Raw genomic sequence first — 26,109 nt, forward strand, 5'->3', positions numbered from 1 at the left:
GACATCGATCGGTGGCGACGCTCCGTGTGGGCCTGACCGGCGGACTCGCCAGCGGCAAGTCGACGGTCGCCGGCTGGTTGCGGGAGGCGCCGGGGCTACTCGTCGTCGACGCCGATCGGCTCGTCGCCGAGCTCTATGCGCCAGGCGGCTCGGGCGCCGCGGCCGTTGCCGACCTCTTCGGCCGGGAGGCTCTCGATCCGGCCGGGGGTGTCGACAAGGAACGGATGGCGAAGCGGATCTTCTCGGACGACCACGCCCGCCAGGCGCTCGAAGCGGCCATCCACCCGCTCGTCCGGGAGCGCTTCCGAGAGCTCGCCGATGCCCACGCCGGCCTCGCCGTCCTCGAGGCGACGCGCCTCGTCGAAGCCGGCTACGCCGACCTGTTCGACCTGATCGTCTCCGTCGAAGCTCCCGCCGAGATGCGACTGCAGCGCGCCATCGCCCGGGGGCTCTCGGAAGGCTCGGCCCGTGAGCGCCTCGCCGCACAGGGCGACGGTGCCGTCCGGCGGCGTGTTGCCGACCGGATCCTCGACAGCTCGGGAGACCTTGCGTCGCTCCGAAGGCAGGTCGACGAGCTGCTCAGCGATCTCGAGCGACTCGAGGGGAGCCCGCGAGAACCATCCTGATCGTTCCGGCTGCCGGTCAGCCCGTCTCGGCCAGGCGGGCGGCCAGGTCCCGCCAAGCCCGGCCACGATGGCCGATCCGGTCCTTGTCGGCAGCCGAGAGCTCGCCGTAGGTCCCCGTCTCTCCGTCGGGAAGGAAGACCGGGTCCCAGCCGAATCCACCCGAACCGCGTCCCGGGAGCACGAGGCGCCCGCGCGTCGATCCTTGGGCGACGACCTCCCGCGCGCCGTCCTTGAAGAGCAACCGGCAACGCGCTTCCACCCGGTCGTCGCCAAGCGCCTGAGCGGTGCGGGCGATCCCCGCGGGCCCCACCGCCTCGAGCATCCACTTGACCAGTGGGCCAGGGAAGCCGTTCATCGCCGAGAGATACAGGCCTGTCTCCTCCACCACGAGCGGTCGGCCCAGCCGCCGCCAGGCCTCGTCGGCCTTGGCGCGCAGGACCTCGTCGATCTCTCCGGACTGGATTTCGGGCAGGTCGATCTCGACGCCTTCGACCTCGACGCCGGGGAATCCGGCGGCGAGCAGGCGACGGGCCTCCGCGAGCTTGCCGCGGTTGCCGGTGACGAGTGCGAAGGGCGGGAGAGGTCGCACGACGCGTCTAGCCGCGCGCCGCCGCGCCACGCAGGACGCGGAAAGCCACGATCTTCTGCTGCAACCCCTTGAGTTGACGCTCGCCCAACGCCTCGGTCGGGATGGCGCCGGCGAGCAGGCGGTGGGTCTCGCCTCCGATGGCGATCTCCCCCGGCGTCGCCACCGAGCTTTCGAGTCGAGCGGCGACGTTGACCGTGTTGCCGAGCACCGTGTAGTCGACGCGCCGAGCGCTGCCGACGTCGCCGACGACCACCGGGCCGGAGTTCACGGCGATGCGCGCCCGCACCGGGCTCTGCCCTCTCGCCTCGCGCTCGATGCTCCACTGCTCCATGGCGTCCTGGATCGCCACCGCCGCCTGGACGGCTCGCAGCGCATGATCGGCCTGGGCGATCGGCGCGCCGAAGAACGCCATCACGCAGTCGCCGATGAACTTGTCGAGCGTGCCGCCGGCCGCGAAGATCGCCTCGGTCGCGTGGGTGAAGTAGCCCTCGAGGATCTCGGCGACGTCGGAAGGGTCGATCCGCTCCGACAGGGCCGTGAACCCGACGAGGTCGGCGAACATCACCGAGACCTCGGCCACCTTCATCCGGCCGACGACCGACTCACCCGCCTTCGGGTCCTCCTTGACGATCTCCTCGATCACCGCCGGCGAGTGGTAGCGCTCCAGCCGGTTGCGCACCTGGCGCTCGAACTCCGCCTTCCGCGCATAGCGCAGGCGTTCGACCGCCACGGCGGCATAGTTGGCCAACGCCGTGAGCAGGTCCACGTCCTGTTCGTTGAAGGTCCCGGAATGGAACGGCGTGTCGACCTGGATGACGCCGATGATCCGCTCGCCCGACCAGAGCGGCGCGCACATCGCAGCGCGAATCTGGTGGATGCGAATCGACTCCCCTCCCGCCAGGCGCTGATCGGAAAGCGCGTCGTAGGTCAGCAGCGCGATCCGTTCACGCATGACCTCCTCGAGCATCGTGCGGGAGATCGGCGCACGCTGCGGCCGCATCTCGACCCGGTCCTTGATCCGTCCGATCTCGCAGACCGCTTCGCTGCCGTCGTCCGGTCGCAGCAGGATGAAACCGCGATCGACCGGCAGAGCCTCGAACGCCACGTCGAGAACCTGGGTCAGCACCTCGTCGACCGAGTCGGCTCGCAGCAGGAGCTGAGCGAGACGGGTCATGAAGCCGAAGATCTTGCTCGAGTAGGCGTGCTCGAGGTCGCGCCGCTTCTCCGAGCGGGCGCCGAGGCCGTAGTCGGCGACGAAGTCCGAGAGCTTGCGGACGATCGTCGCATTGGCGACGCTGCCCGAGCCGCTGGCGGTGGTCTTCTCCGTCGGCGGCGGAGGAGGCGGCGGGGAGGGCGGGGGCGGCGGCTGGGGTCGTTCCTCGGGCTCCCCCTCGACCAGGAACTCGAAGATCCCGACCTTCACGCGATCGCCCGGGGCGAGCGGCGCCTTCTTCACCGCGACGCGGTTGAGCAGGACGCCGTTGGTGCTGCCGAGGTCCTGAACCACCCAGCGGCCACCCTCCCGCACGATCGACGCGTGGCGGCGCGACACCGAGAAGTCCGGCAGCACGATCTCGTTGTCCGAGCCGCGCCCCAGGAGCAGCTCTTCGCTCGAGAGCATGCGAAACTGCTCACGTCCGTCGACGGTCCAGCGCAGCCGCACCGCTTGGTTCCCCCTCCCGTGTCGTGTTCCCGGGCGAGCGAATCGTCAGCGATTCCCCGCCGTCCGGCATCTTCGCACCGCGCCGCTCGTGCGACGCATCGATCGGGCCTTCCCGGTCCGCCTGGCGCATCCGCTCCCGCGCACGCGCCGCCGGCGGCTATCTCCTCACCCCAGCTCGAGAGCGCGATTCTAGCAGTGCCCTCGCTGCCGGCCCGACCGTCTCGGACGGACTCCTCGCCGCCGGCGGCGATACACTCCGGACATGCCCGCGAGCAACCCCCAGAACCCCCTGCATGATCGCTACGCCTCGCGCGAGATGGCGCGGATCTTCTCCGCCGATCATCGATATGCCGCCTGGCGCCATCTCTGGATCGCCTTGGCCGAGTGCCAGGCCGAGCTCGGCCTGCCGATCAGTCGCACCCAGCTTGCCGCCCTGCGGGAGGCTGCGCCGAAGCTCGACCTCGCCCGGGTCGCCGAGCTCGAGCGGCAGACCCGCCACGACGTGGTGGCCCATCTGCGACATTTCGCCGAGCAGGCCGGCGAGGCCGGGGGAATCCTGCACCTGGGAGCGACTTCGGCCTTCGTGACCGACAACGCCGACCTGCTCCTCGCCAAGGAGGGGCTGGAGCTCCTCGAACGGCGGCTCGCCACGGTCGTCCGCGAGCTGGCCACCTTCGCCCGCCGGACCAAGGACATCGCGACGCTGGCGTACACCCATTTCCAGCCCGCCCAGCTCACCACCGTCGGCAAGCGGGCCTGCCTCTGGCTGCAGGACTTCGTCCTCGACATCGAGGAGGTCCGAGCGCGGCGCGCCAAGCTCCGCTGTCGCGGGGTCAAGGGCACCACGGGGACCCAGGCGAGCTTCATGACGCTGTTCCACGGCGACCCGGTCAAGGTCCGCCTGCTCGATCGGCGCCTGGCCGAGCGGTTCGGATTCGCCGGCAGCTTCCCGGTCACGGGGCAGACCTACCCGCGCAAGCAGGACAGTCAGTTGCTCGCCACGCTGGCCGGCGTCGCCGAGAGCAGCCACAAGATGGCAACCGACCTGCGCTTGCTCCAGGGACTCGGCGAGCTCGCCGAGCCTTTCGACGCCGACCAGGTCGGCTCGTCGGCGATGGCCTACAAACGCAATCCGGTCCGGGCCGAGCGGATCTGTTCCCTCTCGCGCCGGCTGATCACCGACAGCCTGAACGGCCCACTCAACGCCGCGACCCAGTGGCTGGAGCGGAGCCTCGACGACTCGGCGAACCGGCGGTTGGTGCTTCCCGACGCCTTCCTGACCTGCGACGCCATCCTCTCCCTGGCCGGTCACGTGGCCTCCGGCATCCAGGTTCGGGAGGGGACGATCCGGGCTCGGGTAAGCCGCGAGCTGCCGTTCATGGCGACGGAGACGCTCCTCATGGAAGCCGCGCTTCGAGGCGGCGACCGCCAGGTGCTGCACGAGCGCATCCGCCGTTACAGCCTCGAAGCCCAGGAACGGGTGGCCGAGGGCGGCGACAATCCGCTGATCGACCGGATCGTCGGCGATCCCGACTTCCGCCTGCAGCGCGACGAAGTCGCCCGCTGGATCGATCCGGCCGCGTTCACCGGCCGCTCCTCGGCCCAGGTCGACGAGTTCCTCGACGGCGTCGTCGGTCCGCTGCTCGACGAGCTCGACGCCGCCCCGCTCGAGTCGCCCCGGATCTAGCGCTCGGGGGGGCACATTCCGGGCTTCGGAATGCAGAATTTTGAGTGCCGCAGTGCGGCATGGTACAATCGGTTGGATGGACGACGTTCGACTCCTCCCGGCAGGGAGAGGAATGGGCGCCCACCGGTGGCTTCCACTCGTGGCGATCGCGCTTGCAGGGATCTCCTGCGCGCGTCCGTCGGCACGACTTGCCCCCGGGGGTAGCGTCGAGCGCGGCGTGGCCTCCTGGTACGGTCCCGACTTCCACGGGCGCCGGACGGCCAACGGCGAGCGCTACGACATGCACGCGCTCACCGCCGCCCACCCTTCACTGCCATTCGACACGCTGGTCGAGGTCCGAAACCTCGACAACGGACGCACGATTCGCGTCCGCATCAACGATCGCGGGCCTTTCAAGAAGCGCCGCATCATCGATCTCTCCTTCGCCGCCGCCAACGAGCTCGACATGGTGGCCAACGGCACGGCACGGGTCGAGCTGGTCCCGCTCGGCCTGACCGCCCCCGAGTTCCCCCGGTTCACGGTCCAGGTCGCCGCCTTCCAGGAAAGGGAGCGGGCCGACCAACTGGCCAAGGAGCTCTGCGAGCGACAACCCGGCGCCGAAGTCCGGTCCGAGGGGCCGTGGCACCGGGTCCAGATCGGCCGCTTCGCCGCCCGCGAGCTCGCCGAAGAGCTCCAGCGGCAACTGGTCAGCCAGGGAATCGCCGCGCTGGTCGTCGCTCTGCCCTGAGATCCCGTCGCTGCAGCAGACGCGCGGGGCGGCCGGCCGGCCGTCGGAAGGACCTCCTGTGCCCGGACGCCCGGCGGGATCGGCGAGCGATCCCGCTCGGGCGGCTCAGGACTCCGGACGAGGACGGCGCAGCAGGGCGACGAATCCGTCGGCGCTGACCTCCCGGGCGGCGGAGGCAGCCGAGCTCCGGAGGCTCCAGCTCTCGCCGCACGGAGCGAGTCGCGGAGAAAGGTCCGACCCGCAGATCAGGACGCCGGCGCAGCCGGCGAAGTGCTCGCGCAGGAGGTCGCGGAGCACCGGCGCGCCCCGCATGGGCTTGACGGTGGCAACGCGGCGGTTTCCCGCCCGGACGGCGCGCATGGCGCCCGCCTCGGCCGCCGCCTCGAGGCGAGCCGATACCGGGTCGGGCTCGCCGAGCTCGAGCCAGCCGAGCCGCAGTCCGGCCGCCGCCGCGGCGGCCCAGAGCGGCGCAAAAGCCTGGGGTTCCTCGTCGACCGCGAACAGGTGCGGAAGCCTCATGGTTGCTCCGGGTACAACAGCCAGGGTTGCCGCAGCTCGCGAAACCGAGCCTCGTCCGCACTGAAGCTCGCGATCCACCCTTCCAGCGCCTCGTCCACACCGGACTCCAGCGCGAGAATGTCGCGCAAGCGCGTCGATCCGACGAGGAGGTCGATGGCCGGGCGGTCGATGACGAATTCGTACGGGTCCTTCCGCCAGGCGAACGGCTCGGGCCACCGCCGGGCGAGCAGGGCGATCAGCCGGACACCGAAGGCAAAGGAGCGCACCGCGGCCGCGTCGGTGACGACGAGCTCCACCCCACCGCACACCTCACCGGCGTGCTTCTGAAACTGCGGGCGGAAGTAGGTCGGCACGGCCCGGAGGCCCGGCGGAGCCAGGGCACCGATCGCCCCCGCGAGCTCACATGGCTCGATCCCCGGCCCGCCGACCAGATGGAAAGGTCGGGTGGTCCCGCGTCCCTCCGAAAGCTCCGTCGCCTCGAGCAGGCAGAGACCGGGATAGAGCGTCGCGGTCGCATGACTCGGCATGTTCGGAGACGGAGCGATCCACGGCCGCCCCCATTCGGGCCAGAGGGCCCGACGGTGCCAGCCCTCGACGGTCACGACCCGGAGCGCATCGCGCCAACCGCCGTGCGACGCTTCGCGGATCGCGATCTCCCCAGGCGTCAGGCCGTGGCGGACGGGGAGCTCGAAGGCCCCGACGAACGACTCGAACCCCGGGCTGCGCCAGGGTCCCTCGACGACCTCGCCGCCGAGCGGATTCGGACGATCGAGGAACCAGACCTCGCAGCCACTTCGGGCGGCGACCTCGGCGGCCCAGATCGCCGTCGCGACGTAGGTGTAATAGCGCGCCCCGACGTCCTGCAGATCGACCAGGAGGAGGTCGATCCCGGAGAAGACTTCGGGGGACGGTCGCAAGGTGGCGAGCGAGTCGCCATAGAGCGAGTGGATCGGCACCCCTGTCCACGGGTCGAGGCGTTCGCGCGCCGCGATCATGTCCTGCTCGACGCCGTAGTAGCCGTGCTCCGGAGCAAGTAGCAGGGTCGGACGGGCGACACGGGCGAGCGCGAGGTGTGCCGGCTCGAGCGACGCGCTGACCGCGGCGCCGTGCGCGAGCAGCGCGTAGCGGCGACCGCGCAGGCTCCCCGGGTCGGAAAGCAGCCGATCGAGACCGGTGGCGATCATCGTTCGAAGCGCTCCATCGGCACGGTCGTCATCCGCACTCGCCCTCCCCGTCCCCGGTTGGCTGCGATGCTAGCATCCGCTCCCCGCGATGCCACGCCGTCTCTCGGTCGTTGTTCCCGCCGTCGACGAAGCGCCGACCCTGCGCCAGAGATTCGGCGACCTGCTCGCGCTGGGCGACGAGCTCGTCGTCTCCGACGGCGGCAGCCGGGACGACACGGTCGCGCTCGCCCGCGCGGCGGGAGCCCGGATCGTCGAGGGCCCGCCGGGGCGTGGGGGACAGCTCCGGCGCGGCGCCGCCGCCGCCACCGGGGACATCCTTCTCTTCCTGCATGCGGACGTTCGTCTCCCGGCCGGTTCCGGCGAGGCGATCCGCGCGGCGGTCGACGCCGGAGCGGTGAGCGGCGCGTTCGCGCTGCGCTTCGAGCCTTCCACGCCGTTGCTCCGACTGGGCGAGCGGCTGGTGAACTGGCGAACGCGACGATTCCTCGTCCCGCTCGGCGACCAGGCGCAGTTCGTGCGGCGCGATCTGTTCAAGCGCATCGGCGGATTCCCCGACTGGCCGATCCTCGAAGACCTCGACCTCACGCTGCGGCTCCGCCGGATTCCGGGAATGGTGATCCTCCCCGGGCCGGCGGTCGTGTCCTCCCGACGATTCCTGGTGCGCGGCACCTGGCGCACCGTCGCGGTCGACTGGCTGATCTGGTCGCTCTTCCTCTGCGGCGTCTCGCCGCATCGTCTCGCGCTCCTCTATCGCCAGGTTCGCTGACCGAGGAAACGACCGCGAAGAAAAACGAAAGCCCCGCAGCTCGGAGGAGCCACGGGGCCGACGTCAAGGGGCCGAAGCCGCGCTGGAGGTTACTTCTTGCCCTTGTTGAGGGCGTCCTTCAGCTCCTTGCCAGCCTTGAAGCGGACGTTCTTGCTGGCCTTGATGGTGATGGTCGCGCCGGTGGCGGGGTTGCGACCCTTGCGCGCCTTGCGGGCGCTCACCGCGAAGCTGCCGAAGCCCGGAAGCTGCACGCGATCGGCCTTCTTCAGGTGGGCGACCACCGCGCCGACGACGGCCTCGAACGCCTCGGCGGCCTGCTTCTTGGTGAGTCCCTCGACCTTGTCCGCAACGTACTCCACGATGTCAGCCTTGCCAGCCATCTACTCCTCCTTGAGAGTGGTTGTGATTCGGGGTGACTGGGACGTTACGACGATCTCAAACCCCTGTCAACACGGGCTTCCGCAGCGCGCGACGCTATTTCACGCGTTGCAGCACCGAGACCGTGAAGCCGTCGTGACCGTCGGCAGTCGGCAGACGCCAGAGCCCCGGGCCGACGACGTACCGGTCGATCGGCGGAGCGAGCCGCTCGGCAAGAGGCAGGAGCCGGAACTGTGGCTCGCAGGCGAGGAAGGAGGCGACCGTCTCCTCGTTCTCCTCCATCTCCAGGGAGCAAGTGATGGCCACCAGGAGACCGCCGGGGAGGACCGTGCGCGCGGCGCCGGACAGAAGCCGACCGCCGAGAGACGCCAATCGGGCGATCTCGCCCTCGGAGAGCCGCCACTTCAGCTCGGGATGCTTGCGCAGCGTCCCCGTCCCGGAGCACGGCAGGTCGACGACGACCCGGTCGAAGGCCGCCGTGGAGGGGAGCCGGCCCGCATCCGCGACCAGAATGGGCATCGCACGCCCCAGGCGCCCGGCGTTCCGTCGCATCAGCGCCACGCGCTCGACGTCCACGTCGGCGGCGACCAACCGCACCCCGGGCTCGAACGCCAGGAGCGAGAAGGCCTTGCCCCCGGGCGCAGCCGCGCAGTCGAGGATCCGCTCGCCCGCCACTGGCGGCGGCACGAGGGCCGCGACCTGGCTCGCCTCGTCCTGGACGTAGAGCTGCCCGTCGCGAAACGGCGCGGTCGTCCAGGGCAGACCCTCTCGCACCGTCAGACCGAGAGGAGCCAGGGCACTCGGCACCACCTCGATGCCCGCTTCGATCAGCGCCTCGGCCGCCAGCTCACGCCCACCGCGATCGCGAAAAGCCAGCAGGTGCAACGGTTTGCTCCGATTGTCCGCATCGAGGAGACCGCGCGCCGCCGCCGCGCCGAAGCGATCGAGCCAGCGCCGCACGAGAAAGTCGGGGTGACTCGTCTCGAGAGCGAGTCGCCGCACCGGATCCGCCTCTACGACAGGCCAGGCTTCGAGGGTCGGGGTCCGCGCGATCCGCCGGAGCACCGCGTTGACGAAGCTCGCCCCGCCGCTGTGGCTCCGTGCGTGCGCCTGATTCACCGCCTCGTCGACCGCCGCATGCGCCGGGACCCGATCGAGGAAGAGGATCTGATAGGTCGCGACCCGCAGGATCGACCGCAGCTCCGGGGCGATCGACGCGAACTCGCGATGGCTCGCCGCGGCGATCACGTGGTCGAGTCGGCGCAGCCAGCGGAGCGTCCCCAGGGCGAGCTCTCGCAGCAGCGGCCGATCGCGCTCGTCGAGGCGAGTCAGTGCGCCGTCGAGGAAGGCGTCAACCGGCGAAAGCGAGGCCAGGGTCCGGTCGACGACCCAGGCGGCCACCGCTCGCACGTCGTCCTGCGGTGAGCGTCGCGGCGTGACGCGACGGCCGGCGACCGATTCGGGCCGCCGCGGGGTCGACTCCAGGCGCCGGCTCATTGAAACCTCGCTCCAGGCTCGAGGCGCTCGCCGTTGGCGAACTCGCGCCCGAGAACAGCACGCCGACCCGGTCGCTGCACGCGGTCGAGCGCGAGGACCGAGCCGTCGCCCGCCGCGACCGCCAGCGCATCGCCGCGCAGCCCGAGCACCTCGCCCGCCGCGGCTCGGCTTGGCGCACGCTCCGCGAGCGCCCGCGCCGCCACCAGCCGCACCGGCGCCGCGCCGAGCTCGGCCGCGAGCCCGGGCCAAGGGGTGGCCGCGCGCAGCAGGCGAGCCAGCTCCTCGGCTGGACGGGTCCAGTCGACCCGGCCCTGTTCCCGCTTCAGCTTGCCGGCGAAGGTCACCCCGTCGGCGGGCTGCGGCCGGGGGGCAAGCTCGCCGGCACCGAGGGCGCGAACCGTCTCGACCATGACCGCCGCTCCGAGGTCGGCGAGGCGAACGAAGAGCTCGCCGGCGGTCTCCTCCGGGCCGATGGCGGCCTCGCGCTGCAGCAGGATCGGGCCGCTGTCGAGCCCGGCCTCCATCTGCATCGTGGTCACCCCGGTCCGCTCGTCTCCCGCGGCGATGGCCGCCTGAATCGGCGCCGCACCGCGCCACCGCGGCAGCAGCGAGGCGTGGAGGTTCACGCAGCCGAGCTGCGGCAGGTCGAGAAGCGCCTGCGGGAAGATCTGGCCGAACGCCACGACGATCGCCAGGTCCGGAGCGAGCTCGGCGAGGTCGGCCAGGAACGCGGGATCGCGCACGCGCTCGACCTGCCGCAGCGGCAGTCCGTGCTCCCGGGCGAACCGCGCGACGGGCGGTGCGGTCAACGTCTGCCCGCGCCCGGCCGGACGATCCGGTTGGCTGACCACGAGGCACGGAGCGAGGCCGGCCTCGCCCAGCGCGGCGAGCGTCGGCACGGCGAAGTCGGGGGTCCCGAAGAAGACGATCTTCTCGATGCGAGGCATGCGGCAGTTCGTCGCGGAGAGCGGCGTGCGCTTCAGCGGTCTCCTCGGGTCGAGTCGAGCTCGGTGAAGTAGTCGGGCTTGACGAGCACGTCGCGTGGTTTCGAGCCCTGCTGCGGACCGAGCAACCCCTCGCGCTCCATGATGTCGATCAGGCGCGCGGCACGGGAGAAACCGATCCGCATGCGGCGCTGCAGGAAGCTCGCCGAGGCCTGCCGCTCGGCGACCACCAGCCGTGCCGCTTCGTCGAAGAGCTCGTCGTCGATCTCGTTGACCTCGCCGTCGGAGCCGGTGTCCGCCGGCCCTTCGAGCACCGTGGGATCGAGCTGCGGCGCGCCCTGCTTTTTCAGCCAGCGCACCAGCGCCGCCGTCTCCTGCTCGCTGATGTAGGCGCCGTGGAGGCGGATGGTCCGCGACGTCCCCGGCGGCATGAAGAGCATGTCCCCCTTGCCGAGCAGTTTTTCCGAGCCGACCTGGTCGAGGATCGTGCGCGAGTCGTGCCGGCTGGCGGTGGCGAAGGCGATGCGGCACGGGAAGTTGGCCTTGATCGTGCCGGTCAGGATGTCCACCGAGGGCCGCTGGGTCGCGACGATGAGATGGATGCCGACCGCCCGCGCCATCTGGGCGATGCGCGCGATCGCCGTCTCGACCTCCGCCGAGGCGACCATCATCAGGTCGGCGAGCTCGTCGATGACGATGACGTAGTACGGCAGCGGCTTCAAGTCCTCGGTCGACACCGCTTCGCCCTCGGAGAGCGAGAGGCGGTTGCGCACCTCCGGGTCGCGGATGGCGCGGTTGTAGAAGTCGATCGAGCGGACGTGCACCTCGGCGAGGAGCCGGTAGCGCCGCTCCATCTCGGCGACCGCCCAGCGCAGCGCGTTGGCCGCCTTCTTCGGTTCGACCACCACCTCGGCCTTCAGGTGCGGGATGTCGGCGTAGGCCCCGAGCTCGATCCGCTTCGGGTCGATGAAGATGAACTGCACCTGATCCCGGGTCGCACGATAGAGCAGCGAGGTGATCAGGCCCTGCAGCCCGACGCTCTTGCCCGACCCGGTCGCGCCGGCGACCAGCAGGTGGGGCATCGTCGCCAGATCGGCGAAGTAGGGCTCCCCCTGAATGGTGACGCCGATCGCCATGGTGAGGATCGACGGCGACCGGCGGAACGCCTCCTGCGAGAGCATCGAACCGAGCCGGATCATCGCGCGCTGCCGATTCGGCACGTCGATCCCCAGGGTCGAGCGCCCGGGGATGCGATCGATGCGCACCGACTCGGCGCGCAGCGCGAGCGCGAGATCGTCCTGCAGATTGACGATCTGGCTCACCTTGACGCCCGGCGCCGGCTGGAACTCGTAGACAGTGATCACCGGCCCGGGGGTGATTCCCTCGATCGTTCCCTCGACGCCGAATTCGGCGCAGCGCGAGCGGATCGCCTCGCCGAGCCGGACCAGCTCGTCCTCGTCGACGGTCGGCTTCGCTTCGTCGATCTGCAGCAGGTTGAGCGGCGGCAGGACCGCGGCCGGCGGCTCGGCGGGAAACGGCAAGGCGCGCTGCGCCGGAGCCGCGGCGGGCGGTGCCACCAGCCCCCCCGACTCCCTCCGCGGAGGCGCCGGGGCGGACTCGGGAGCCGGAGCGACCGGCGGCGGGACGCGACGCACCGCGAACTCGCGCTCGCCGGTGCGGGTCGTCACTCGCAGCGGCGGCGGCGCCGGGCGGTCGATCGGAAGGTCGGGATCGGGGGCACGGTCGCCATCGGACTCGTCCGAGTCGTCGTCGGCCGCCGCCGACGTGGCCTGGCGCTTCTCCTCGGCTACCCGCTGGAGGTGCTTGACGATGACCCGGCGACGGGCCTTCTCCTTCGATCGCCGCTCCTGGCGACGCGCCTTGGCCAGTTGATGGTTCTGCCAGGCCTGGGCGAGCCGAGCCCGCCAGGCGGCGATCAGCTCGCCGAGGCTGGTCTGGACGAGCAGGACGAGCCCCACCGCCGCCACCGAGGAGAGCACCAGGAGCGCCCCGGGCAGGTTGAAGCGCGACTCGAGGGTCTCGCCGAGGAGCTGGCCGAAGGCGCCGCCGCTCGGCACTCGCCCTTCGCGCCACGGCATCGAGGGCTGGAGCAGGTGCAGCAGGGCCGGCAGGCTGGCGAGCAGCAGCGCACCGCCGACGCCGCGCCCGACGACCCGCGGCCGGAGCGTCGGCCGCACGCGCTGCCAGGCGGCAGCGAGCAGCAGGACCGGGAACAGCAGGCAGGCGATACCGAAGAAGCCGAACCCGGTCGCCGAGAGGTTCGCGCCGACCGCGCCGATCAGATTCCGCGTGCGGTCGCTGCCGCCGGCGAAGAGGAGGCTCGGGTCGGTCGGAACATGGGAAAGGAAGCTGCCGGCGAGGAGGAGCCCCAGGGCTCCGAGGACGATACCGACGATCTCCCGCCCCTTGGCCGGAGAGATCTCTACCCGGGCCGGTGTCGGCCGCGGTTCGGTGGTCGCCATCGCGTTCGCCTCGCTCTCGCTCGCGGCGCGCGAGCCCTGCGCCGCCCTCTCTTTTCCGAGGCCCCTGGGACGCGGGCTCCGCTGTCGCGGTCGCGCTGGATCTTAGCACCGCGGCCGCGGCGGGCCGGGGGTTTGCAAGGTCGTCGCCTCGCGCGAAGGACCTTGCGGGAGTGGCCGCGAGGAGAGGGTTCGGGCCGGTGCCCAGCAGCTCGGAGTCCCCGTAACTATCGGACCAGATCGGCCAGGCCGTCGCGCGTGAGCTTGCAGTCCCTCAGGATCTTCGACAGCAAGCCCGGACCGAGAGCTTCGCCAGCATGAGCGGCGACGACGGTTGTCCGACCGTCCTCGTGCCGGAGGAAATGATGGCTTCCTTTCACACGCAGATCGACGAAGCCTGCGCGCTCGAGCGCCGAGATCCGCTGCTTTCCGGTAACGGCAGGAAGGCGGCTTACGCCGGAACCGAGACGCGCTGAACGCCTACAAAGTCGAGATTCGAGGCCTCGTCGCCCTCGACCTCGAAGCAGAGCGCGATCGCTTCTTTGATCCGCTCCATGAGTTGGTCCAGCGACTCCGCCTGCGTATGGCATCCAGGAAGCGCAGGCACGGACGCAACATAGATGCCTTCCTCGTCGCGTTCCACGACCACATCGAAAACTCCGGTCATCCGCAGGGAGGAGGTGCCACCCGATTTTCCACCCAGAGGAGGTGCCACCCGATTTTCCCCGATTTTCCCCAGAGGAGGTGCCCAGAGGAGGTGCCACCCGATTTTCAAGACCCTTCTGGTGAACCTGCAGCGCGCCAGTGGGTCTCGCGCACCCAGCACGCCGCCCCGCTTCCCGCAAGATCGCCGCCCCGCTTCTCGTCTTAGGGAGGCATGGCGAGAAGATTGCGCTACATCCCCCCGGGCGGCGGGCTGGTCGAGGTCACCTGCCGCACCCTGCAGGGCCGCCTTCTGCTCCGACCCTCGGCCCTTCTCAACGACACCGTGGCTGGGGTCCTTGCCCGCGCCGCGCGGCTCTACGCCATCGAGGTCGTCGGCTTCGTCTTCCTCTCCAATCACTTTCACCTGCTGCTCTCCGTCCTCGACGCGCTCCAACTCGCCGCCTTCATGAACTACCTCGACTCCAACCTCGCCCGGGAGGCCGGCCGGCTCGCCCAATGGCGCGAGAAGTTCTGGGGGCGGCGCTATCAGGCGATCCCGGTCTCGGACGAGGAGGAGGCCCAGGTGGATCGGCTCGCCTATCTCCTGGCGCATGGCGTCAAGGAGGGTCTCGTCGCCTCGCCGCTCGACTGGCCGGGAGCTCACTGCGCGCGGCATTTGGTCGAAGGTACGCCGGTCGTCGGGCACTGGCACGACAGGACGCTCGAGTCGAAGGCGCGGAGGAAGGGCATCCTGTTGGACTCGAAGGACTACGTCGTCGAGGAGGAGCTGACGCTGTCCCCACTCCCCTGCTGGCGGTCGCTCGACCCCGAGGCCTATCGAGCACGCATTCAGGACCTGATCGCGGAGATCGAGACCTGGGGAGAGCAGCGCGAGGAAGAGACCGGCAAGCCCCCACTCGGTCGGGAAGCCGTCTGTCGCCAGAGCCCACACCACGAGCCGAACCGAATCAAGAAGGCACCCGCACCGCTCGTCCATGCCGTGGCACCCGAGGTCCGACGAGCGCTGCGCAAGGCCTACTTCGCCTTTCGGGAGGCCTACCAGCACGCCGCGCGGCTGCTCCGCGCCGGCGTGCGAACGGTCGTCTTCCCGGAAGGCGCGTTTCCGCCGGCGCTTCCCTTCCGTGTTGCCGCTCGGAGCGGCTGAGTCTCAGCGCAGGCGCGCTCGATTCCGAGGACTGGATCTGAGGCACTGCCAATGCCTGCTGGGGCCGAAGGCTGCGCAAGAGAGCCCTCTCGTGCCCTTCGACGGGCGCCGCCCGAAGGCTCAGTCTCGTTCTCGGCTCGGCGAGCTCACGACGACCCTAGAAGAGGGCGCGATCTTCCCCCGCGGAGAAGCCTGACTCATGATCGAGTCTCCAAGACGACTCTGGGCCGTCGCGGCGACTGGGAATTCGGGTGGCACCTCGTTCTCTGGCTCACGGGGAACCGTCCGCCAGACGATCGGTGGGCGCCAACGCTCACGGCCTGCCGGCAACCGGTGGGAACCACTCGTACTCCCAAGTCCACGGCATTCCCGTCTGACCAAGGATGGCTCCCGTGAGCTCGGGGTAGATTCGCTCGGCTCGCACGTCGTTCGAGAGCAGGACCAGGCAGCGCTTCTGGCCCTCGATGCAGACGACCATATTCGCGGTCCACTCGTTGTGCCCGCCCTTGAACCACACTCTCCCGCGGGCGCCCTGGAAGGTGACCAACCCCAGGCCGGCCGCGAGCCCGATGGTCGCGTTGGCGGAATTGGTTTCGGGCGCGAGCGTCGGGAATTGGTGGGCGGAGGTGATCGGCACCTGCGGCCGGACCATCTCGGCACGGGAGGCGGCGGTCAGCCCGTCGCCTCGCACGATGCCCGCCCAGAGCCGAGACTGATCGTCGATGTCGGTGTCCATGGAGCCGGCCGCACTCACGCTCGAGCGCTCGTCGTGCGGCTCGGGGGTCCCGTCGATCCGAAAACCGTCCGCCAGATTCGCGCGGAAGTCCTGTCGCCACTGCATGCTCGTCCGGGTCATGCCGAACCGGTCGAACAGTCGGGTCTGCATCTCGCGCCCGACATCGAGGCCCAGGGCCTCCTCGAGCACCAGTTGGGCGACATAGAAGCCTTCCCCGGAGTACCCATAGCGAGTCCCGGGATCGTGGTGGAAGCGGAGCTTCCCGTCATTCTCGAGCCAGCGGAAGTTGGCGAAACCCGACGTGTGTGTCAGCAGGGTCCGCAACGTCAGTTTCTTCCACCGCTCGTCGCCCGCGAGATCCCGATAGTCGTCGTACTCCGGCAGCGGGCGGGGGAGGAGCGTCGCGATCGAGGCATCGAGATCCAGCCGGCCTTCTTCCCTGAGTTGCATCACCAGATACGTGAAGGCGGCCTTCGTCAGCGACGCGCCATACAGGATCGTCTGGGTGGTGAGTGGGGCGCCCGCGGCGTTGCGGACCCCGTAGGCAGCCACGTGGACCACGACGCCGCCGTCGATGACGGCGAGCGCCAGTCCCTGGACGTGCTCACGCTGCATCAGGGCACGGGCCGTGCTGTCGATCGTGGCGGCGTCCGGCAGAGCCTTGGCAGGCGGACGCATCGCGCAGCCGCCGAGCGCCATCAGCGCGAGGAACGCACGGAAACACACGCGGAGCAACGACCTTGACGCCCCGCGGGCGCCGTCGGGTACTACGTTGGTGCCGAGTTGAACAGGATCCATCAAGCCTCTGGGCAACTTGAGTGCTGCCTACCGGATCATGAGTTGAGCGGCGAACGCGCGAGGTCCGCTTGTCCGCTCGAATGATGAGATGGACTCCTCCTTCGACTCGCCCGGCATCTGAAGTGCCACGGTCGTCGGAGTCATGAGCCCATACCCCCTGGAAAGGATGATTCCGGGGACGAGACTACGAGAACTTCATCGACCTGGCAAAGAACGTCTTCGAGGTGGCGGCCTCGACGCGGCCGGGGAAAATGCAACTGCGGCGCGCGACACCCGCCTCGAGATGAGACGGATGGCTGCCTGACACCATCGACCCGCCGCAAGCTGCGCTGCGCACGACATCGATGACGATTCGGGTACGACCGACGCGGGGAATGAGCCAATAGCTATTCTGGCCTGCGGGGTCGGTGCAAGCGTTTCTCTCCCCGCGCGCGGATTTCATCCTGGCCCGGAGCCCCACACGCTCCGCTCAGAGGCCGACGATACGACTGCAGTCGTGCCCTACGTCATCGGCTCGTGCATAGGTACTTGCGGGAGGAGTCCAGATACGACGTGTTAAGCACCGCGGCACTGGCGCTCGCGGGCAGCCGTACGGCTCTGGAACGACCTGACCAGGTCGGTTGAGAAATAGAGAAGGTTGATGACGAAGGCACCATCGGCGGTGCGGATCTCGTAGCTGGCCGGCCCATAGAGACGGCACCGCGGGTAGGGAAGGTCCTCGGTTCTGGTGATAGCGATCACCCGTTGCCACTGGACGTCGTGCCTGCGAAGCCAGCCACGGTAGGTCATGCCGTCGGCATCGAGCCGAATCCAGAGAAGACTGAGACCCGCCATCCAAGCGACGATGCAGAAGGGCACAAGCCAGAGAACCGGCGCCGACACCCAGGCTGCAGCGGCGGAGGCCACGGCGAGGAGGAACGCAACGAGGCCGAGCCCGCGTGTGTGTCGCCAGGAGCCACGGTAGGTCATTTGCGCCCACCGGCGTTGGAGGTGGCGAGCGTCACCGAAATGAACACGCAGTTCCGCTCGAGCGGTCTGAGCTGTGCGACTGCTTCGCTTCTCACGACGCCTTGCTCACGTTGACTTCTAGTGCGGTGCCAAGCGGATCCGGAGTTCAGCCGCGCGCCCCACATCAGCTACCGAGCGAAGCGAGCCGAGGCGCAAGTGGCGCGTCGGTTGCAATGATGAGATGGACTCCTCCCTCGACTCGGTCGGCATCTGGAGCGCCACAGTCGTCGGAGTCATGAGCGCATGCTCCCTGGAAAGGAGGAGTCCGTGAGTGAGACTACGACAGCCCGGGACATCGGGCGTACCGTCATCGCCGTGGACCTGGCAAAGAGCGTCTTCGAAGTGGCCGTTTCCACGCGGCCGGGGCAGGTGCGACTGCGACGACGCTTGACGCGCCCGGCATTGCTCGAGCTCATCGCGCAGCAGCCGGCGGCGATGGTTCTCCTCGAGGCCTGCGGCACCGCGCACTTCTGGGCGCGCGAGCTCGAGCGACTCGGCCACCAGGTGCGACTCCTTCCGGCTCAGCATGTCCGCCGCTACCGGATCGGCAACAAGACCGATCGCGCCGATGCGAAAGCGCTCCTCGAGGCCTTCCGCAACGACGAGATCCGCCCGGTGCCCGTCAAGACTCTCGCGCAGCAGGAGCTCGCCCCCCTCCACCGCGCACGAGCCGTCCTCGCCGCGGCCCACCAGCAGCGCGAGCCGGAAGCGGTCCGCGCCTGAGCGCTCGCCACCTCCGCTCGCCTCGGGCACAACAAGGCCGCGGTTGCCTTGGCGAATCGACTGGCGCGGCACGCCTGGGCAGTGGCCACGCGCGACACCCACTTCGAGGTGAGACGGATGGCTGCCTGACACCGTCAACCCGCCGCGAGCTGCGCGGCGCACGACATCGATGACGATTCGGGTACGACCGACGCGGGGAACGAGCCAATAGCCATTCTGGCCTCCGGGGCCGGTGCAAGCGACTGGCTCCCCGCGCGCGGATTTCATCCTGGCCCGGAGCCCAATACGCTCCCCTCAGGGGCCGAAGATACGACTGCAGTCCCGACCAACGTTATCGACTCGTGCATAGGTGCTTGCGGGAGGAGTCAAGATGCGAATTGTGAGGCGAACCGGCCACTACTGCACCACCGGCGCACCGTAGAACGTGCCAATAGTCTCGCCTCCCCACATGGTCTCGGTCCCGTGCTCGCCGCCGACACCTCGCTCGCTGAGCTTGCCTCTGAGAGGGTAGGAGTTGTCACACAGATTGGCTGCTAAGTCGATCTGAATCGCAGAGCCACTTATCTCGTACGCCGGTTTGCCTTGAAACATCGGGTCTCGAGGAGGTCGCTCGGCCAGCGTCTCAAGGACTCTCCAGTCGCCTGCCAAGCAAGAGTCGGCGGGTCGATCAGTAATGCGAAAAGTCAGCGACCGCACGATCTCGCCGTGGGCATCGAGAAGCACGAAGACCCAAATGGAACCCGGATTCCAGCTCTCTGGCGCGGGCCGCGAGATCAATTCCTGCCGCGATTCGGTCACCCCAGGAGATGGGCGGCGAAATCCAGCTGTGCAAGACAGCAGAATCGGTAGAAGCACTGCGAGCGCTACCGGTCTCACGGGTCGCCTGACTCTACCTTCGACCCCACCCCACCTCCCACGCGAACCGGCGAACACGGCACTTCTTGCCGTGTAACACCGGCGGGGTTGGAGCGGGGGGCGGGGCGAGAAGTCGCATCGCTGGTTGACTTGCGGGCAGTCTAGGCAGCCGGGTGGTGAGTGTCAAACGCGGCGTGTAGCGCCACATATCACCGGAGGCTGAGAGGTCGAAGGCGGGGCGGCGGACGCCGCGGTGGAGGACGTGGGTGTAGATCATCGTGGTGGCGGCGTCGCGGTGGTCGAGCAGCTCCTGCACGTTGCGGACAAGGCGGGCCGGAGCCTGGGGCAGGTGGCGAACTCTCCAAGGCCCGCTCGGCGGCCAGGAGCTTGGGGCGAGCGCGTCGCCTCGCCCCGGCGCGCGGCAGGGCAGCGGAGAATCGGGTGGCACCTCATCCCATCGGTCCAAGATTCCGAGACGACTCTGGGCCGTCGCGGCGATTGGGGAATCGGGTGGCACCTCATTCTGGGTGGCACCTCATTCTGGTGGGCCTGAACTGGCGGACGAGTGACCCTCGGCTGCAACGGTACGGTCGGCGCACCGTCGTTCAGGGTCTTGCTTCCATGTCCTTTGCGAACTGCTCGAGAGCGAGCCGATCGACTTCGCCGACGACCTGCTTGGACCGCTGACGGGCGAGAAGGGCCGCCTGACCTGCTCTGAATTGCGCGTTGAAGACCCCGTCCCTGAGATACCGGATGTACTGGAGCGTTTCGTCGGTGGCCGAAGCGTAGTGCTGCATCTGGCGCAAGAAGAAGCCCACGAGGCTGTCGGGAAGAGGAGAGCTCGGCGCGATGTCGGAACGGGAGTACTCGTAGATCGCTTTCTGCCGCCAGGGGTCGAACTGCACGGTGCCAAGCATGTCCGCTGAGCTGAGGAGGATCTGGGTCGTGGGCACTACGAGACGAACCGGGCGCTGGATGCCGGGTGTGCTCCACACGGCCACCGTGTGATTGGAAGCGGGCCAGAAGAGCCCCACACCTCGCACACCAAGGCGCCTCACGAGCAGGGCAAAGAGCGCTGAGAGCTCGTCGCATTCTGCGTAGGCGGTAGGACGCAGGGTCGACGGCTGCGTGACCTTCGCCCACTGACTCCAGATGGCGTCTGAAGCGGGCTCACGGTTCGTGATGGTCCAGCCGAGATTCCAGAAGCCGGCGTCGCGAGTGGCCTCGAACAGGGTGCGCACCACGACGAAGTCGGCATAGGCCGAAGCTGGGAGACCATGCGTGTGCGAGAGCCGCTCAAAGCTGAGACGCGGACCAGGCGCTGAGGACAGCGCGCGCATCTGTTCGCGGATGCCGCTCTCCAACGAAGAGACGCTCGCAACGGACGTCTCGGCATGGGCGTCGCACGACGCGAGAGTCGTCAACCCGACGACGAGCAAGGCGGCGAGCCGTGAGCGCATGCGCAGGTGGTGCCTATCGCGTTCTGTGCTCAGCCGCGCGCCCCGCAGCGGCCACCGAGCGAACTGAGCCGCGGCGCAAGGGGCGGGGCGGCTGAAGCGCATGGCTCGACGCCACACCACCAACTTGTGAATGCCGGACCGGCCGTGTTAGAAAGCGCAACTCTGCGAGGCGCGATGCAGCGCCGCAGCCCAAGGAGGTGCGAGATGGCAAGGAAGAACCAGCTCGACGACCTCCCTTCCTTTCGAGCCCAGTAGCAAGCGAAGGAAGGGATTCCCTTCCGAGACGCGTGTCAAGCTCGGGCTCCGCGTGGTCGGCGGAGAGAAGGAGCTCGTGGAGAAGCTCGGGCGCAACGACCTCTGCCCCTGCAGCTCTGGCCGGAGGTTTCAAGAACTGTTGCATGCGCTCGGGCTTTCTATGACGGCTCAGATCGCGATTCCTACAGCAGATGAGATCTCGGGGCAACTTCGGCGAAACCGGCCGGGGTTGCCCCTCAGCTCTCCTGCGCGGCCTGATCGCTCTTGAGCTCAGCGGGGCCAGGGCTGGCCGAAGGCCTGACCTGACGTCCGCTGAAACCACGCGCCAGGGGTCACCACTTTGCGCCTGGTCGCCGTCCTGTCGAACGGCCGGCCCCCGAAGACCGAACACAACGAGGACGCCGGTCGAGAATTCGGGTGGCACCTCATTCTCCTCAGCGGTCCCCGAATTCGAATTCACTCGATTGGTCTTCGCTCAACATCACTCGACATCCGGGCGCCTTCCTGCCTATGGACGAATACGACACCCAGAACCGACCCGATGAGTACCCACAGTGCGCCAGGGCGCTTTCCGGTAACGAGTACCCGGTTGAGTGACAGCTCGAGAAACAGAAGCATCCACCAAGAGCCGGCGTTCAGTGTCCCGAGAACAGTGGCTACTATTACACGCCCGGCTGGTGCGATGAGTGCGCCTCCGACGACGAGGGCCGCCGCACTCGCGACCGTAGTGAAGTCAATCAACAATGCGGCGAGCAGCCCATCGTCAACTGGCGGCGCGCCGCCCTCGACCGTGCTCCAGTTGCGGATGAGCAAGCGAACAGCTGCTGACGCCGCGAGGCCACAAGGGAGCACGGCAACCCACCTTAGAAGCTGCTTCCATAGCGGTCGGCTCGACGTCATGCAAAGCACCTCACGTCTCTGTCCGCCAGCGGGCGGGCGCCTACGCGGCCCGTTGTGGGCCAGCCGACCGGAGTATCGGGTGGCACCTCTTCGGGCGTTTTTCGCGGGCCAACCGGACCACTTCGTTCAAGGACCGCGACGCTACGTCGCCGGTGAGCAGACAGTCGCGGTAATTCGAGGACACGGTCGGCGTTAAGACCTTCTCGTCGAGGTCCATGCCCACGAACCTGCGGAAGAGCAGGTTGTGGTTGACTTGCTCCATCAAGAGGCGCTCGCTGCGAACCGTGTAGAGCGCTTGCAACAGGAGGGCACGCAGAAGACGCTCCGGAGGTATCGAAGGGCGGCCGGTCCACGAGTAGAGCTCGTCGAAGTCCGCCTGCATCCCAGCCAACGCCTCGTCAGCCATGCGGCGGATCGCACGCAACGGATGGTCGGCAGGAACGCGCTCCTCTGCCGAAACGTAGCTGAACGCAGCGCCCTGACCGCTCTCTTCTCCGCGCATCATGCCTCCCGGGGTCTTGCAAGCGACCCTATGCGAAACGAGCGACCTCGCGCAGGTTTTGCAGCAACCTCTTAGGCGACTTGCGCACTGCGGAGCTCCTCAGCTGCTTTCAGCGTCGCACCTAAGAGAACGACGGAGGAGCCACCGAGATATGCGATCCAGAACTGAAACTGAGCTCGGTTCTTTCGCTCTCTCAAGCCGGCTCGCTGGCGCTCGATCGCTTTCATGCTGGCCTTGAACCTCAGTTCCATCGCGCCAAACGCATCTCCGGATCCGCCGTCTTCTGACTCGAGAACTGCCGAGTACTCCTGCCGCAAAATCTCCTCATCAAGCGCCGCTTCCATCTTCCCAAGGCCGACCTCGAGCGTCTTCAGCTGCCACCGCTTGAGCGTGTCGGAATCGATGTTCCTGACACCGTTCAGACCATTGAACAAGAGATTGCTTGAGCGATAGATATCCCAAGATGACTCCGCGGAAGCAAGCCTTCCCAGCTGGTCTCTCCATCGGTCGAGCACAAACTGTTGCGTCAACCAGGATCCAAGAAGAATGGCTGGGCCAAGTAGTGAGCAGGCGACACGAAGGGTTCTCAATCTGGCCTCCTCCCAGGGAATCCAAGTCACACAATGAATGGCGCTAACCGGCGAGTGCTATCGAGTCCGCTTGAGCGCCCGGTCAGGTGCCCGAGCGTGGGCCGATGATCGCCTCCACATGGCGGCGAAGACCTTCTTCGAAGCGGGTCTTGCCGGGGATGGAGTTCTCATAGAAGAGAACGCGGAACGGTGAGACGTCGAACGGCAGCTGCGTGCCCTTCTCCGCGATGAGTATGGTCGGCTTCCGTAGGGCGTGGGCGAATCCAACCTCGTAATACACGTTCGGATTCGATGGCGAGAGCTCTGCGATAACAAGATGGCTCTCGACGATCTGCCGCGCGATGTCCGCGATGATGACACCCGGTCCAAAGGCCTCGTCGGTCTTTTGGGGATGCACGCCAAGGGCCTTGCAGACGCCTTGAATGACGTCGGAGTACACCTCGTTGTACGGGGACGAGAACTGCATGACGACGAATGCCGTCGGCTTCTCGTCACGGACGAGGAAGTCAGAAACGCGAACGTCGTGGTGCGAGAGGAAGAAGAGCCCCACTTGGCTTCGTTGGAGCGGTGACGTTATCTGGGTAGCTAGTACCTGAACGCCATTCACGCTAAGAGCGACGCTGGATCCGGCGAGGGTGGCCACGAGGCGATAGTCGCGTTCCGGACGCAGATTCGAGATTTCGCCCGTCGCATCGTGGATGTTCCACTGCCCTGCGAAGCTCCGAATGGCGAAAAGGCCTGGGCCTCCGAGCCCTGCTGCGAGGAAGGCCTTCGAAGCGAGGTTGTAATTCAGGATGAGGGCTGCTGCTGAGACAGCCTCGACCGCGCTGAAATGGAGCGTGGCCTCGACGGTACCACGAGAGAGCCACTGATTGCGCAGGAAGCTACCGATGGGAGGAGAGGGCTTACCCTCGTACTCGACCGCGCGCCCTTTGATAATGAAGGCGCCGTCGTCGCTTGCGTACTCTCCGATCAGGGCTCCCCATTCGAGCGAAATAGAGCCTCCGTGTGGACAGTCCACGGGCACCCAACTACGCCTCGTCGACCGCCACGAAACTCGCGTCCTGCATGACAGCGTCGCACAAGCAAGAGGTGGGAAGTCGGATCATCGGTGCCCCGAGGCGCCTTGATTTCTGTATTGAGGCGCAGTGTAAACGTACTCGCGGCCACTAGCAATTCTGGTGACGGGTACTAGATTACCAACCAATACCGGGGCGGAGTTGGTCCGGCTGTGCGCACCGAGGGCACCGGGATCGAGGAACTGGACTCGGACTCGAGCGGTCTTCACCCGCGGTGCTGCTTCAGCTCGTGCACCGTTCGAAGGTCGGATTCAGTCTCGGGCCTCGAGGCCCGCTCGACGGCCTGCAGCTTCGGGGCGAACGGTCCCCGGTCCGTCAATCACCGCTCGGGAACGGCGATGGTCACCGCTTCCCGAGCGCGATTGCCAGCTCCACGAACTCCGCGAGACCAAGGCGTTCGGCCCGCAGCTCGGGAGAGATGTGCGCGGCGGCGAGGGCGGACTCGGCGACGTCGCGGCCCCACTTGGCGGAGAGGGAGTTGCGGAGGGTCTTGCGGCGCTGGGCGAAGGCGGCGAAGACGACGTCGGTCAGGCCGGCCATCTCGGGCTCGGGGAGCGGGGCCGGGCGACGGCGGAGACCGACGAAGGCGCTGTCGACCTTCGGCGGCGGCACGAAGGCCTTCGGGCCGAGGCGGCCGAGAATCGAGACCTCCGCGCGTGCGGCGGTGAGCACCGAGAGCGCACCGTAGGCCTTGCTGCCCGGCGCGGCGGCGAGACGCTCGACGACCTCGAGCTGGAGGAGGAACGCGGCGCGATCGACCGCGGTGGCGCGGGCAAGCATCGCGCTGACGATCGCCGTGCCCACCGCGTAGGGAAGATTGCCGCAGACCCGCGTCCCTGCCGGCAGGCCCTCCCAGGGGAGATCGAGCGCGTCGCCGACGACCATCTGCACGGCGTCGCGACCGAGCAGCCTCGACGTATGAGCGGCCCAGGCCAGATCGAGCTCCCAGGCCGAGACGCGGGCGCCGTTCGCGAGCAGCTCGCGCGTGAGCACGCCGCCGCCGGGGCCGATCTCGACGATCCTGTGGCCCGCCGGCTCGAGGAACTCGACGAGCGGCTCGCAGAGCGACCCCGAACGGAGATGGTGCTGGCCGAGCGCCTTGCGGCGGGCCGGTCGGCCGGCGGTGCCGGACCTGGAAACGGGCTTCACGAGGCCATTTTGGCATGCGACGCCCGCCGATCCGGCTCACCCCCTGTCGCCGCCGAGCCCGGCATGCCGCGAGAAGCGGCCATTCGGGCCGCTCGACGGGCGCGCGGCAGGGATCCCGGCGGAATCGGGCTGGCACCCGGCTTGCACCTCGCCTACGCGGCCGACTACGGCCGCGGAGGAATGCCATGACCGTCGATCTCGCCTCACTCTCCCAACGCGTCGAGCGCGACGCCCTCGCGCTCCGCCAGGTGGAGCAGGAGATCCGCAAAGTCATCGTCGGCCAGGACTACCTGGTCGACCGCCTGCTCGTCGCACTGCTCGCGCGCGGCCACGTGCTGATCGAAGGCGTGCCCGGGCTCGCCAAGACGCTCGCCGTCAAGACCCTCGCCCGCTCGCTCGATCTCGGCTTCCGCCGCGTCCAGTTCACCCCCGACCTGCTGCCGGCCGACCTGCTCGGCACGCTGATCTACGACCAGCGGCGCGGCGACTTCGTGCCGCGCCAGGGCCCGATCTTCACCCAGCTCCTGCTCGCCGACGAGATCAACCGGGCGCCCGCCAAGGTGCAGTCGGCGCTGCTCGAGTCGATGGAGGAGAAGCAGGTCACGCTCGGCGACACGACCTACCGGCTCGAGGAGCCGTTCATGGTCCTGGCGACCCAGAACCCGATCGAGCAGGAGGGCACCTACCCGCTCGCCGAGGCCCAGGTCGACCGCTTCATGTTGAAGCTCTCGCTGACCTACCCGACGCGCCAGGAAGAGGGCGAGATCCTCGACCGGATGCTCGTCGAGCACGAGATCGAGGTCGCCCCGGCGCTCGATCGCACGCGGCTGCTCGCCCTGCGCGAGACCGCCGACGCGATCTACCTCGACCCGAAGCTGCGCAACTACCTGCTCGACCTCGTCGCCGCCTCGCGCGACCCGAAGGCGCACGGCGCCAAGGACCTCGCCGAGCTGATCGGCTTCGGCGCTTCGCCGCGCGCCACGCTCTACCTGGCTCGCGCCGCCAAGGCGATGGCGTTCCTGCGCGGACGCGGCTTCGTCACGCCGGAAGACGTCAAGGAGCTGGCGCTCGACGTGCTGCGGCACCGCATCGTCCCGACCTACGAGGCCGAGGCCGAGAACGTCTCGACCGACGACCTGGTCCGCCGGCTCCTCGACCGCGTCGAAGTGCCCTGAGGCGACGCC

At 68.5% G+C, this 26,109-nt stretch carries 25 protein-coding genes and 1 pseudogene; 8 read left to right on the plus strand and 18 right to left on the minus strand.

Annotated features, from left to right (window positions below; all coding sequences use genetic code 11):
* Positions 1-11: 11 nt before the first annotated feature.
* Positions 12-626 (plus strand): dephospho-CoA kinase, encoded by a 615-nt coding sequence (locus IPJ17_19370; GenBank protein QQR73607.1) that lies wholly within the window; start codon positions 12-14, stop codon positions 624-626.
* 16 nt (positions 627-642) lie between these two features.
* On the opposite strand, the gene IPJ17_19375 is transcribed toward IPJ17_19370, so the two are convergent.
* Both IPJ17_19375 and IPJ17_19380 read right to left on the minus strand, forming a co-directional pair.
* Complete coding sequence (locus IPJ17_19375) at positions 643-1,215, minus strand: non-canonical purine NTP pyrophosphatase (GenBank protein QQR73608.1); 573 nt, start codon at positions 1,213-1,215, stop codon at positions 643-645.
* Between the two features lie 7 nt (positions 1,216-1,222).
* Positions 1,223-2,878: an FHA domain-containing protein gene (locus IPJ17_19380; protein QQR73609.1), complete on the minus strand. Its 1,656-nt coding sequence runs from the start codon at positions 2,876-2,878 to the stop codon at positions 1,223-1,225.
* Positions 2,879-3,140: 262 nt separating this feature from the next.
* Between IPJ17_19380 and IPJ17_19385 the strand changes: the two genes are divergently transcribed.
* Positions 3,141-4,565: an adenylosuccinate lyase gene (locus IPJ17_19385; GenBank protein QQR73610.1), complete on the plus strand. Its 1,425-nt coding sequence runs from the start codon at positions 3,141-3,143 to the stop codon at positions 4,563-4,565.
* Between the two features lie 76 nt (positions 4,566-4,641).
* A complete protein-coding gene (locus IPJ17_19390; protein ID QQR73611.1) occupies positions 4,642-5,292 on the plus strand; it encodes a septal ring lytic transglycosylase RlpA family protein in 651 nt (216 codons plus the stop codon).
* 105 nt (positions 5,293-5,397) lie between these two features.
* Here IPJ17_19390 and IPJ17_19395 read toward each other — a convergent pair whose 3' ends face one another.
* Positions 5,398-5,811: a hypothetical protein gene (locus tag IPJ17_19395; GenBank protein QQR73612.1), complete on the minus strand. Its 414-nt coding sequence runs from the start codon at positions 5,809-5,811 to the stop codon at positions 5,398-5,400.
* Positions 5,808-6,995, minus strand: coding sequence for a DUF1343 domain-containing protein (locus tag IPJ17_19400; protein QQR73613.1), 1,188 nt, complete (start codon positions 6,993-6,995; stop codon positions 5,808-5,810). The genes IPJ17_19395 and IPJ17_19400 overlap by 4 nt, the downstream gene beginning before the upstream one ends.
* Positions 6,996-7,083: 88 nt before the next feature.
* On the opposite strand from IPJ17_19400, the gene IPJ17_19405 reads away from it, so the two are divergent.
* Positions 7,084-7,761, plus strand: coding sequence for a TIGR04283 family arsenosugar biosynthesis glycosyltransferase (locus IPJ17_19405; protein QQR73614.1), 678 nt, complete (start codon positions 7,084-7,086; stop codon positions 7,759-7,761).
* A gap of 89 nt (positions 7,762-7,850) precedes the next feature.
* Here the strand turns inward: IPJ17_19405 and IPJ17_19410 are convergent, their stop codons facing one another.
* The 6 genes from IPJ17_19410 to IPJ17_19435 form a co-directional block, all read right to left on the minus strand.
* The gene (locus IPJ17_19410) at positions 7,851-8,141 is read right to left on the minus strand and encodes an HU family DNA-binding protein (protein QQR73615.1); all 291 of its coding nucleotides are present in this window, start codon (positions 8,139-8,141) and stop codon (positions 7,851-7,853) included.
* Between the two features lie 94 nt (positions 8,142-8,235).
* Positions 8,236-9,636, minus strand: coding sequence for a 16S rRNA (cytosine(967)-C(5))-methyltransferase RsmB (locus IPJ17_19415; protein ID QQR73616.1), 1,401 nt, complete (start codon positions 9,634-9,636; stop codon positions 8,236-8,238).
* Positions 9,633-10,583: a methionyl-tRNA formyltransferase gene (locus IPJ17_19420; protein QQR73617.1), complete on the minus strand. Its 951-nt coding sequence runs from the start codon at positions 10,581-10,583 to the stop codon at positions 9,633-9,635. The genes IPJ17_19415 and IPJ17_19420 overlap by 4 nt, the downstream gene beginning before the upstream one ends.
* Positions 10,584-10,615: 32 nt before the next feature.
* Positions 10,616-13,063: a DNA translocase FtsK gene (locus IPJ17_19425; protein ID QQR73618.1), complete on the minus strand. Its 2,448-nt coding sequence runs from the start codon at positions 13,061-13,063 to the stop codon at positions 10,616-10,618.
* A 224-nt stretch (positions 13,064-13,287) separates the two neighbouring features.
* The gene (locus IPJ17_19430) at positions 13,288-13,587 is read right to left on the minus strand and encodes a type II toxin-antitoxin system HicA family toxin (protein ID QQR76230.1); all 300 of its coding nucleotides are present in this window, start codon (positions 13,585-13,587) and stop codon (positions 13,288-13,290) included.
* On the minus strand, positions 13,512-13,727 hold the full coding sequence (locus IPJ17_19435; protein ID QQR76231.1) for a type II toxin-antitoxin system HicB family antitoxin: 216 nt from the start codon (positions 13,725-13,727) through the stop codon (positions 13,512-13,514). Before IPJ17_19435 ends, IPJ17_19430 begins: the two co-directional genes overlap by 76 nt.
* Before the next feature lie 210 nt (positions 13,728-13,937).
* On the opposite strand from IPJ17_19435, the gene IPJ17_19440 reads away from it, so the two are divergent.
* The gene (locus IPJ17_19440) at positions 13,938-14,870 is read left to right on the plus strand and encodes a transposase (protein ID QQR73619.1); all 933 of its coding nucleotides are present in this window, start codon (positions 13,938-13,940) and stop codon (positions 14,868-14,870) included.
* A 313-nt stretch (positions 14,871-15,183) separates the two neighbouring features.
* Here IPJ17_19440 and IPJ17_19445 read toward each other — a convergent pair whose 3' ends face one another.
* Together IPJ17_19445 and IPJ17_19450 are read right to left on the minus strand one after the other, a co-directional pair.
* On the minus strand, positions 15,184-16,305 hold the full coding sequence (locus tag IPJ17_19445) for a beta-lactamase family protein (protein ID QQR76232.1): 1,122 nt from the start codon (positions 16,303-16,305) through the stop codon (positions 15,184-15,186).
* A 654-nt stretch (positions 16,306-16,959) separates the two neighbouring features.
* Positions 16,960-17,373 carry a PH domain-containing protein gene (locus tag IPJ17_19450; GenBank protein ID QQR73620.1) on the minus strand — a complete coding sequence of 138 codons (414 nt, stop codon included), beginning with the start codon at positions 17,371-17,373 and terminating at the stop codon, positions 16,960-16,962.
* A gap of 306 nt (positions 17,374-17,679) precedes the next feature.
* Between IPJ17_19450 and IPJ17_19455 the strand changes: the two genes are divergently transcribed.
* On the plus strand, positions 17,680-18,135 hold the full coding sequence (locus tag IPJ17_19455) for a transposase (protein ID QQR73621.1): 456 nt from the start codon (positions 17,680-17,682) through the stop codon (positions 18,133-18,135).
* Between the two features lie 1,460 nt (positions 18,136-19,595).
* Here IPJ17_19455 and IPJ17_19460 read toward each other — a convergent pair.
* Positions 19,596-20,450: a hypothetical protein gene (locus tag IPJ17_19460; protein ID QQR73622.1), complete on the minus strand. Its 855-nt coding sequence runs from the start codon at positions 20,448-20,450 to the stop codon at positions 19,596-19,598.
* Positions 20,451-20,673: 223 nt separating this feature from the next.
* Here IPJ17_19460 and IPJ17_19465 point away from each other — a divergent pair.
* Positions 20,674-20,973: pseudogene (locus IPJ17_19465) on the plus strand (SEC-C domain-containing protein).
* Between the two features lie 188 nt (positions 20,974-21,161).
* On the opposite strand, the gene IPJ17_19470 reads toward IPJ17_19465, so the two are convergent.
* From IPJ17_19470 to rsmA, 5 genes are all read right to left on the minus strand, one after another.
* Positions 21,162-21,518, minus strand: coding sequence for a hypothetical protein (locus tag IPJ17_19470; protein QQR73623.1), 357 nt, complete (start codon positions 21,516-21,518; stop codon positions 21,162-21,164).
* Positions 21,519-21,645: 127 nt separating this feature from the next.
* Positions 21,646-22,011, minus strand: coding sequence for a transposase (locus IPJ17_19475; GenBank protein ID QQR73624.1), 366 nt, complete (start codon positions 22,009-22,011; stop codon positions 21,646-21,648).
* Positions 22,012-22,178: 167 nt separating this feature from the next.
* A complete protein-coding gene (locus IPJ17_19480) occupies positions 22,179-22,697 on the minus strand; it encodes a hypothetical protein (protein QQR73625.1) in 519 nt (172 codons plus the stop codon).
* A gap of 82 nt (positions 22,698-22,779) precedes the next feature.
* The gene (locus tag IPJ17_19485; GenBank protein QQR73626.1) at positions 22,780-23,724 is read right to left on the minus strand and encodes a hypothetical protein; all 945 of its coding nucleotides are present in this window, start codon (positions 23,722-23,724) and stop codon (positions 22,780-22,782) included.
* 394 nt (positions 23,725-24,118) lie between these two features.
* Entirely contained in the window at positions 24,119-24,925 is an 807-nt protein-coding gene (gene rsmA, locus IPJ17_19490) for a ribosomal RNA small subunit methyltransferase A (GenBank protein QQR73627.1), read from the minus strand.
* Between the two features lie 185 nt (positions 24,926-25,110).
* Here rsmA and IPJ17_19495 point away from each other — a divergent pair, with 185 nt between their 5' ends.
* Positions 25,111-26,100, plus strand: coding sequence for an AAA family ATPase (locus IPJ17_19495; GenBank protein QQR73628.1), 990 nt, complete (start codon positions 25,111-25,113; stop codon positions 26,098-26,100).
* Positions 26,101-26,109: the final 9 nt, after the last annotated feature.

It is taken from the genome of Holophagales bacterium (genome assembly GCA_016699405.1).
Lineage (GTDB): Bacteria > Acidobacteriota > Thermoanaerobaculia > Multivoradales > JAGPDF01 > JAAYLR01.

What these genes read in the sequence shown, in the direction of transcription:
- IPJ17_19395 (QQR73612.1), bottom strand. Translation starts at nt 5,811, where the DNA reads ATGAGGCTTCCGCACCTGTTCGCGGTCGACGAGGAACCCCAGGCTTTT.
- IPJ17_19450 (QQR73620.1), bottom strand. Translation starts at nt 17,373, where the DNA reads ATGACCTACCGTGGCTCCTGGCGACACACACGCGGGCTCGGCCTCGTT.
- IPJ17_19400 (QQR73613.1), bottom strand. Translation starts at nt 6,995, where the DNA reads ATGATCGCCACCGGTCTCGATCGGCTGCTTTCCGACCCGGGGAGCCTG.
- IPJ17_19420 (QQR73617.1), bottom strand. Translation starts at nt 10,583, where the DNA reads ATGCCTCGCATCGAGAAGATCGTCTTCTTCGGGACCCCCGACTTCGCC.
- IPJ17_19460 (QQR73622.1), bottom strand. Translation starts at nt 20,450, where the DNA reads ATGCGCTCACGGCTCGCCGCCTTGCTCGTCGTCGGGTTGACGACTCTC.
- IPJ17_19475 (QQR73624.1), bottom strand. Translation starts at nt 22,011, where the DNA reads ATGGCTGACGAGGCGTTGGCTGGGATGCAGGCGGACTTCGACGAGCTC.
- IPJ17_19445 (QQR76232.1), bottom strand. Translation starts at nt 16,305, where the DNA reads ATGGCGCTCGGCGGCTGCGCGATGCGTCCGCCTGCCAAGGCTCTGCCG.
- IPJ17_19385 (QQR73610.1), top strand. Translation starts at nt 3,141, where the DNA reads ATGCCCGCGAGCAACCCCCAGAACCCCCTGCATGATCGCTACGCCTCG.
- IPJ17_19435 (QQR76231.1), bottom strand. Translation starts at nt 13,727, where the DNA reads ATGACCGGAGTTTTCGATGTGGTCGTGGAACGCGACGAGGAAGGCATC.
- IPJ17_19415 (QQR73616.1), bottom strand. Translation starts at nt 9,636, where the DNA reads ATGAGCCGGCGCCTGGAGTCGACCCCGCGGCGGCCCGAATCGGTCGCC.
- IPJ17_19390 (QQR73611.1), top strand. Translation starts at nt 4,642, where the DNA reads ATGGACGACGTTCGACTCCTCCCGGCAGGGAGAGGAATGGGCGCCCAC.
- IPJ17_19495 (QQR73628.1), top strand. Translation starts at nt 25,111, where the DNA reads ATGACCGTCGATCTCGCCTCACTCTCCCAACGCGTCGAGCGCGACGCC.
- IPJ17_19405 (QQR73614.1), top strand. Translation starts at nt 7,084, where the DNA reads ATGCCACGCCGTCTCTCGGTCGTTGTTCCCGCCGTCGACGAAGCGCCG.
- IPJ17_19410 (QQR73615.1), bottom strand. Translation starts at nt 8,141, where the DNA reads ATGGCTGGCAAGGCTGACATCGTGGAGTACGTTGCGGACAAGGTCGAG.
- IPJ17_19440 (QQR73619.1), top strand. Translation starts at nt 13,938, where the DNA reads ATGGCGAGAAGATTGCGCTACATCCCCCCGGGCGGCGGGCTGGTCGAG.
- IPJ17_19425 (QQR73618.1), bottom strand. Translation starts at nt 13,063, where the DNA reads ATGGCGACCACCGAACCGCGGCCGACACCGGCCCGGGTAGAGATCTCT.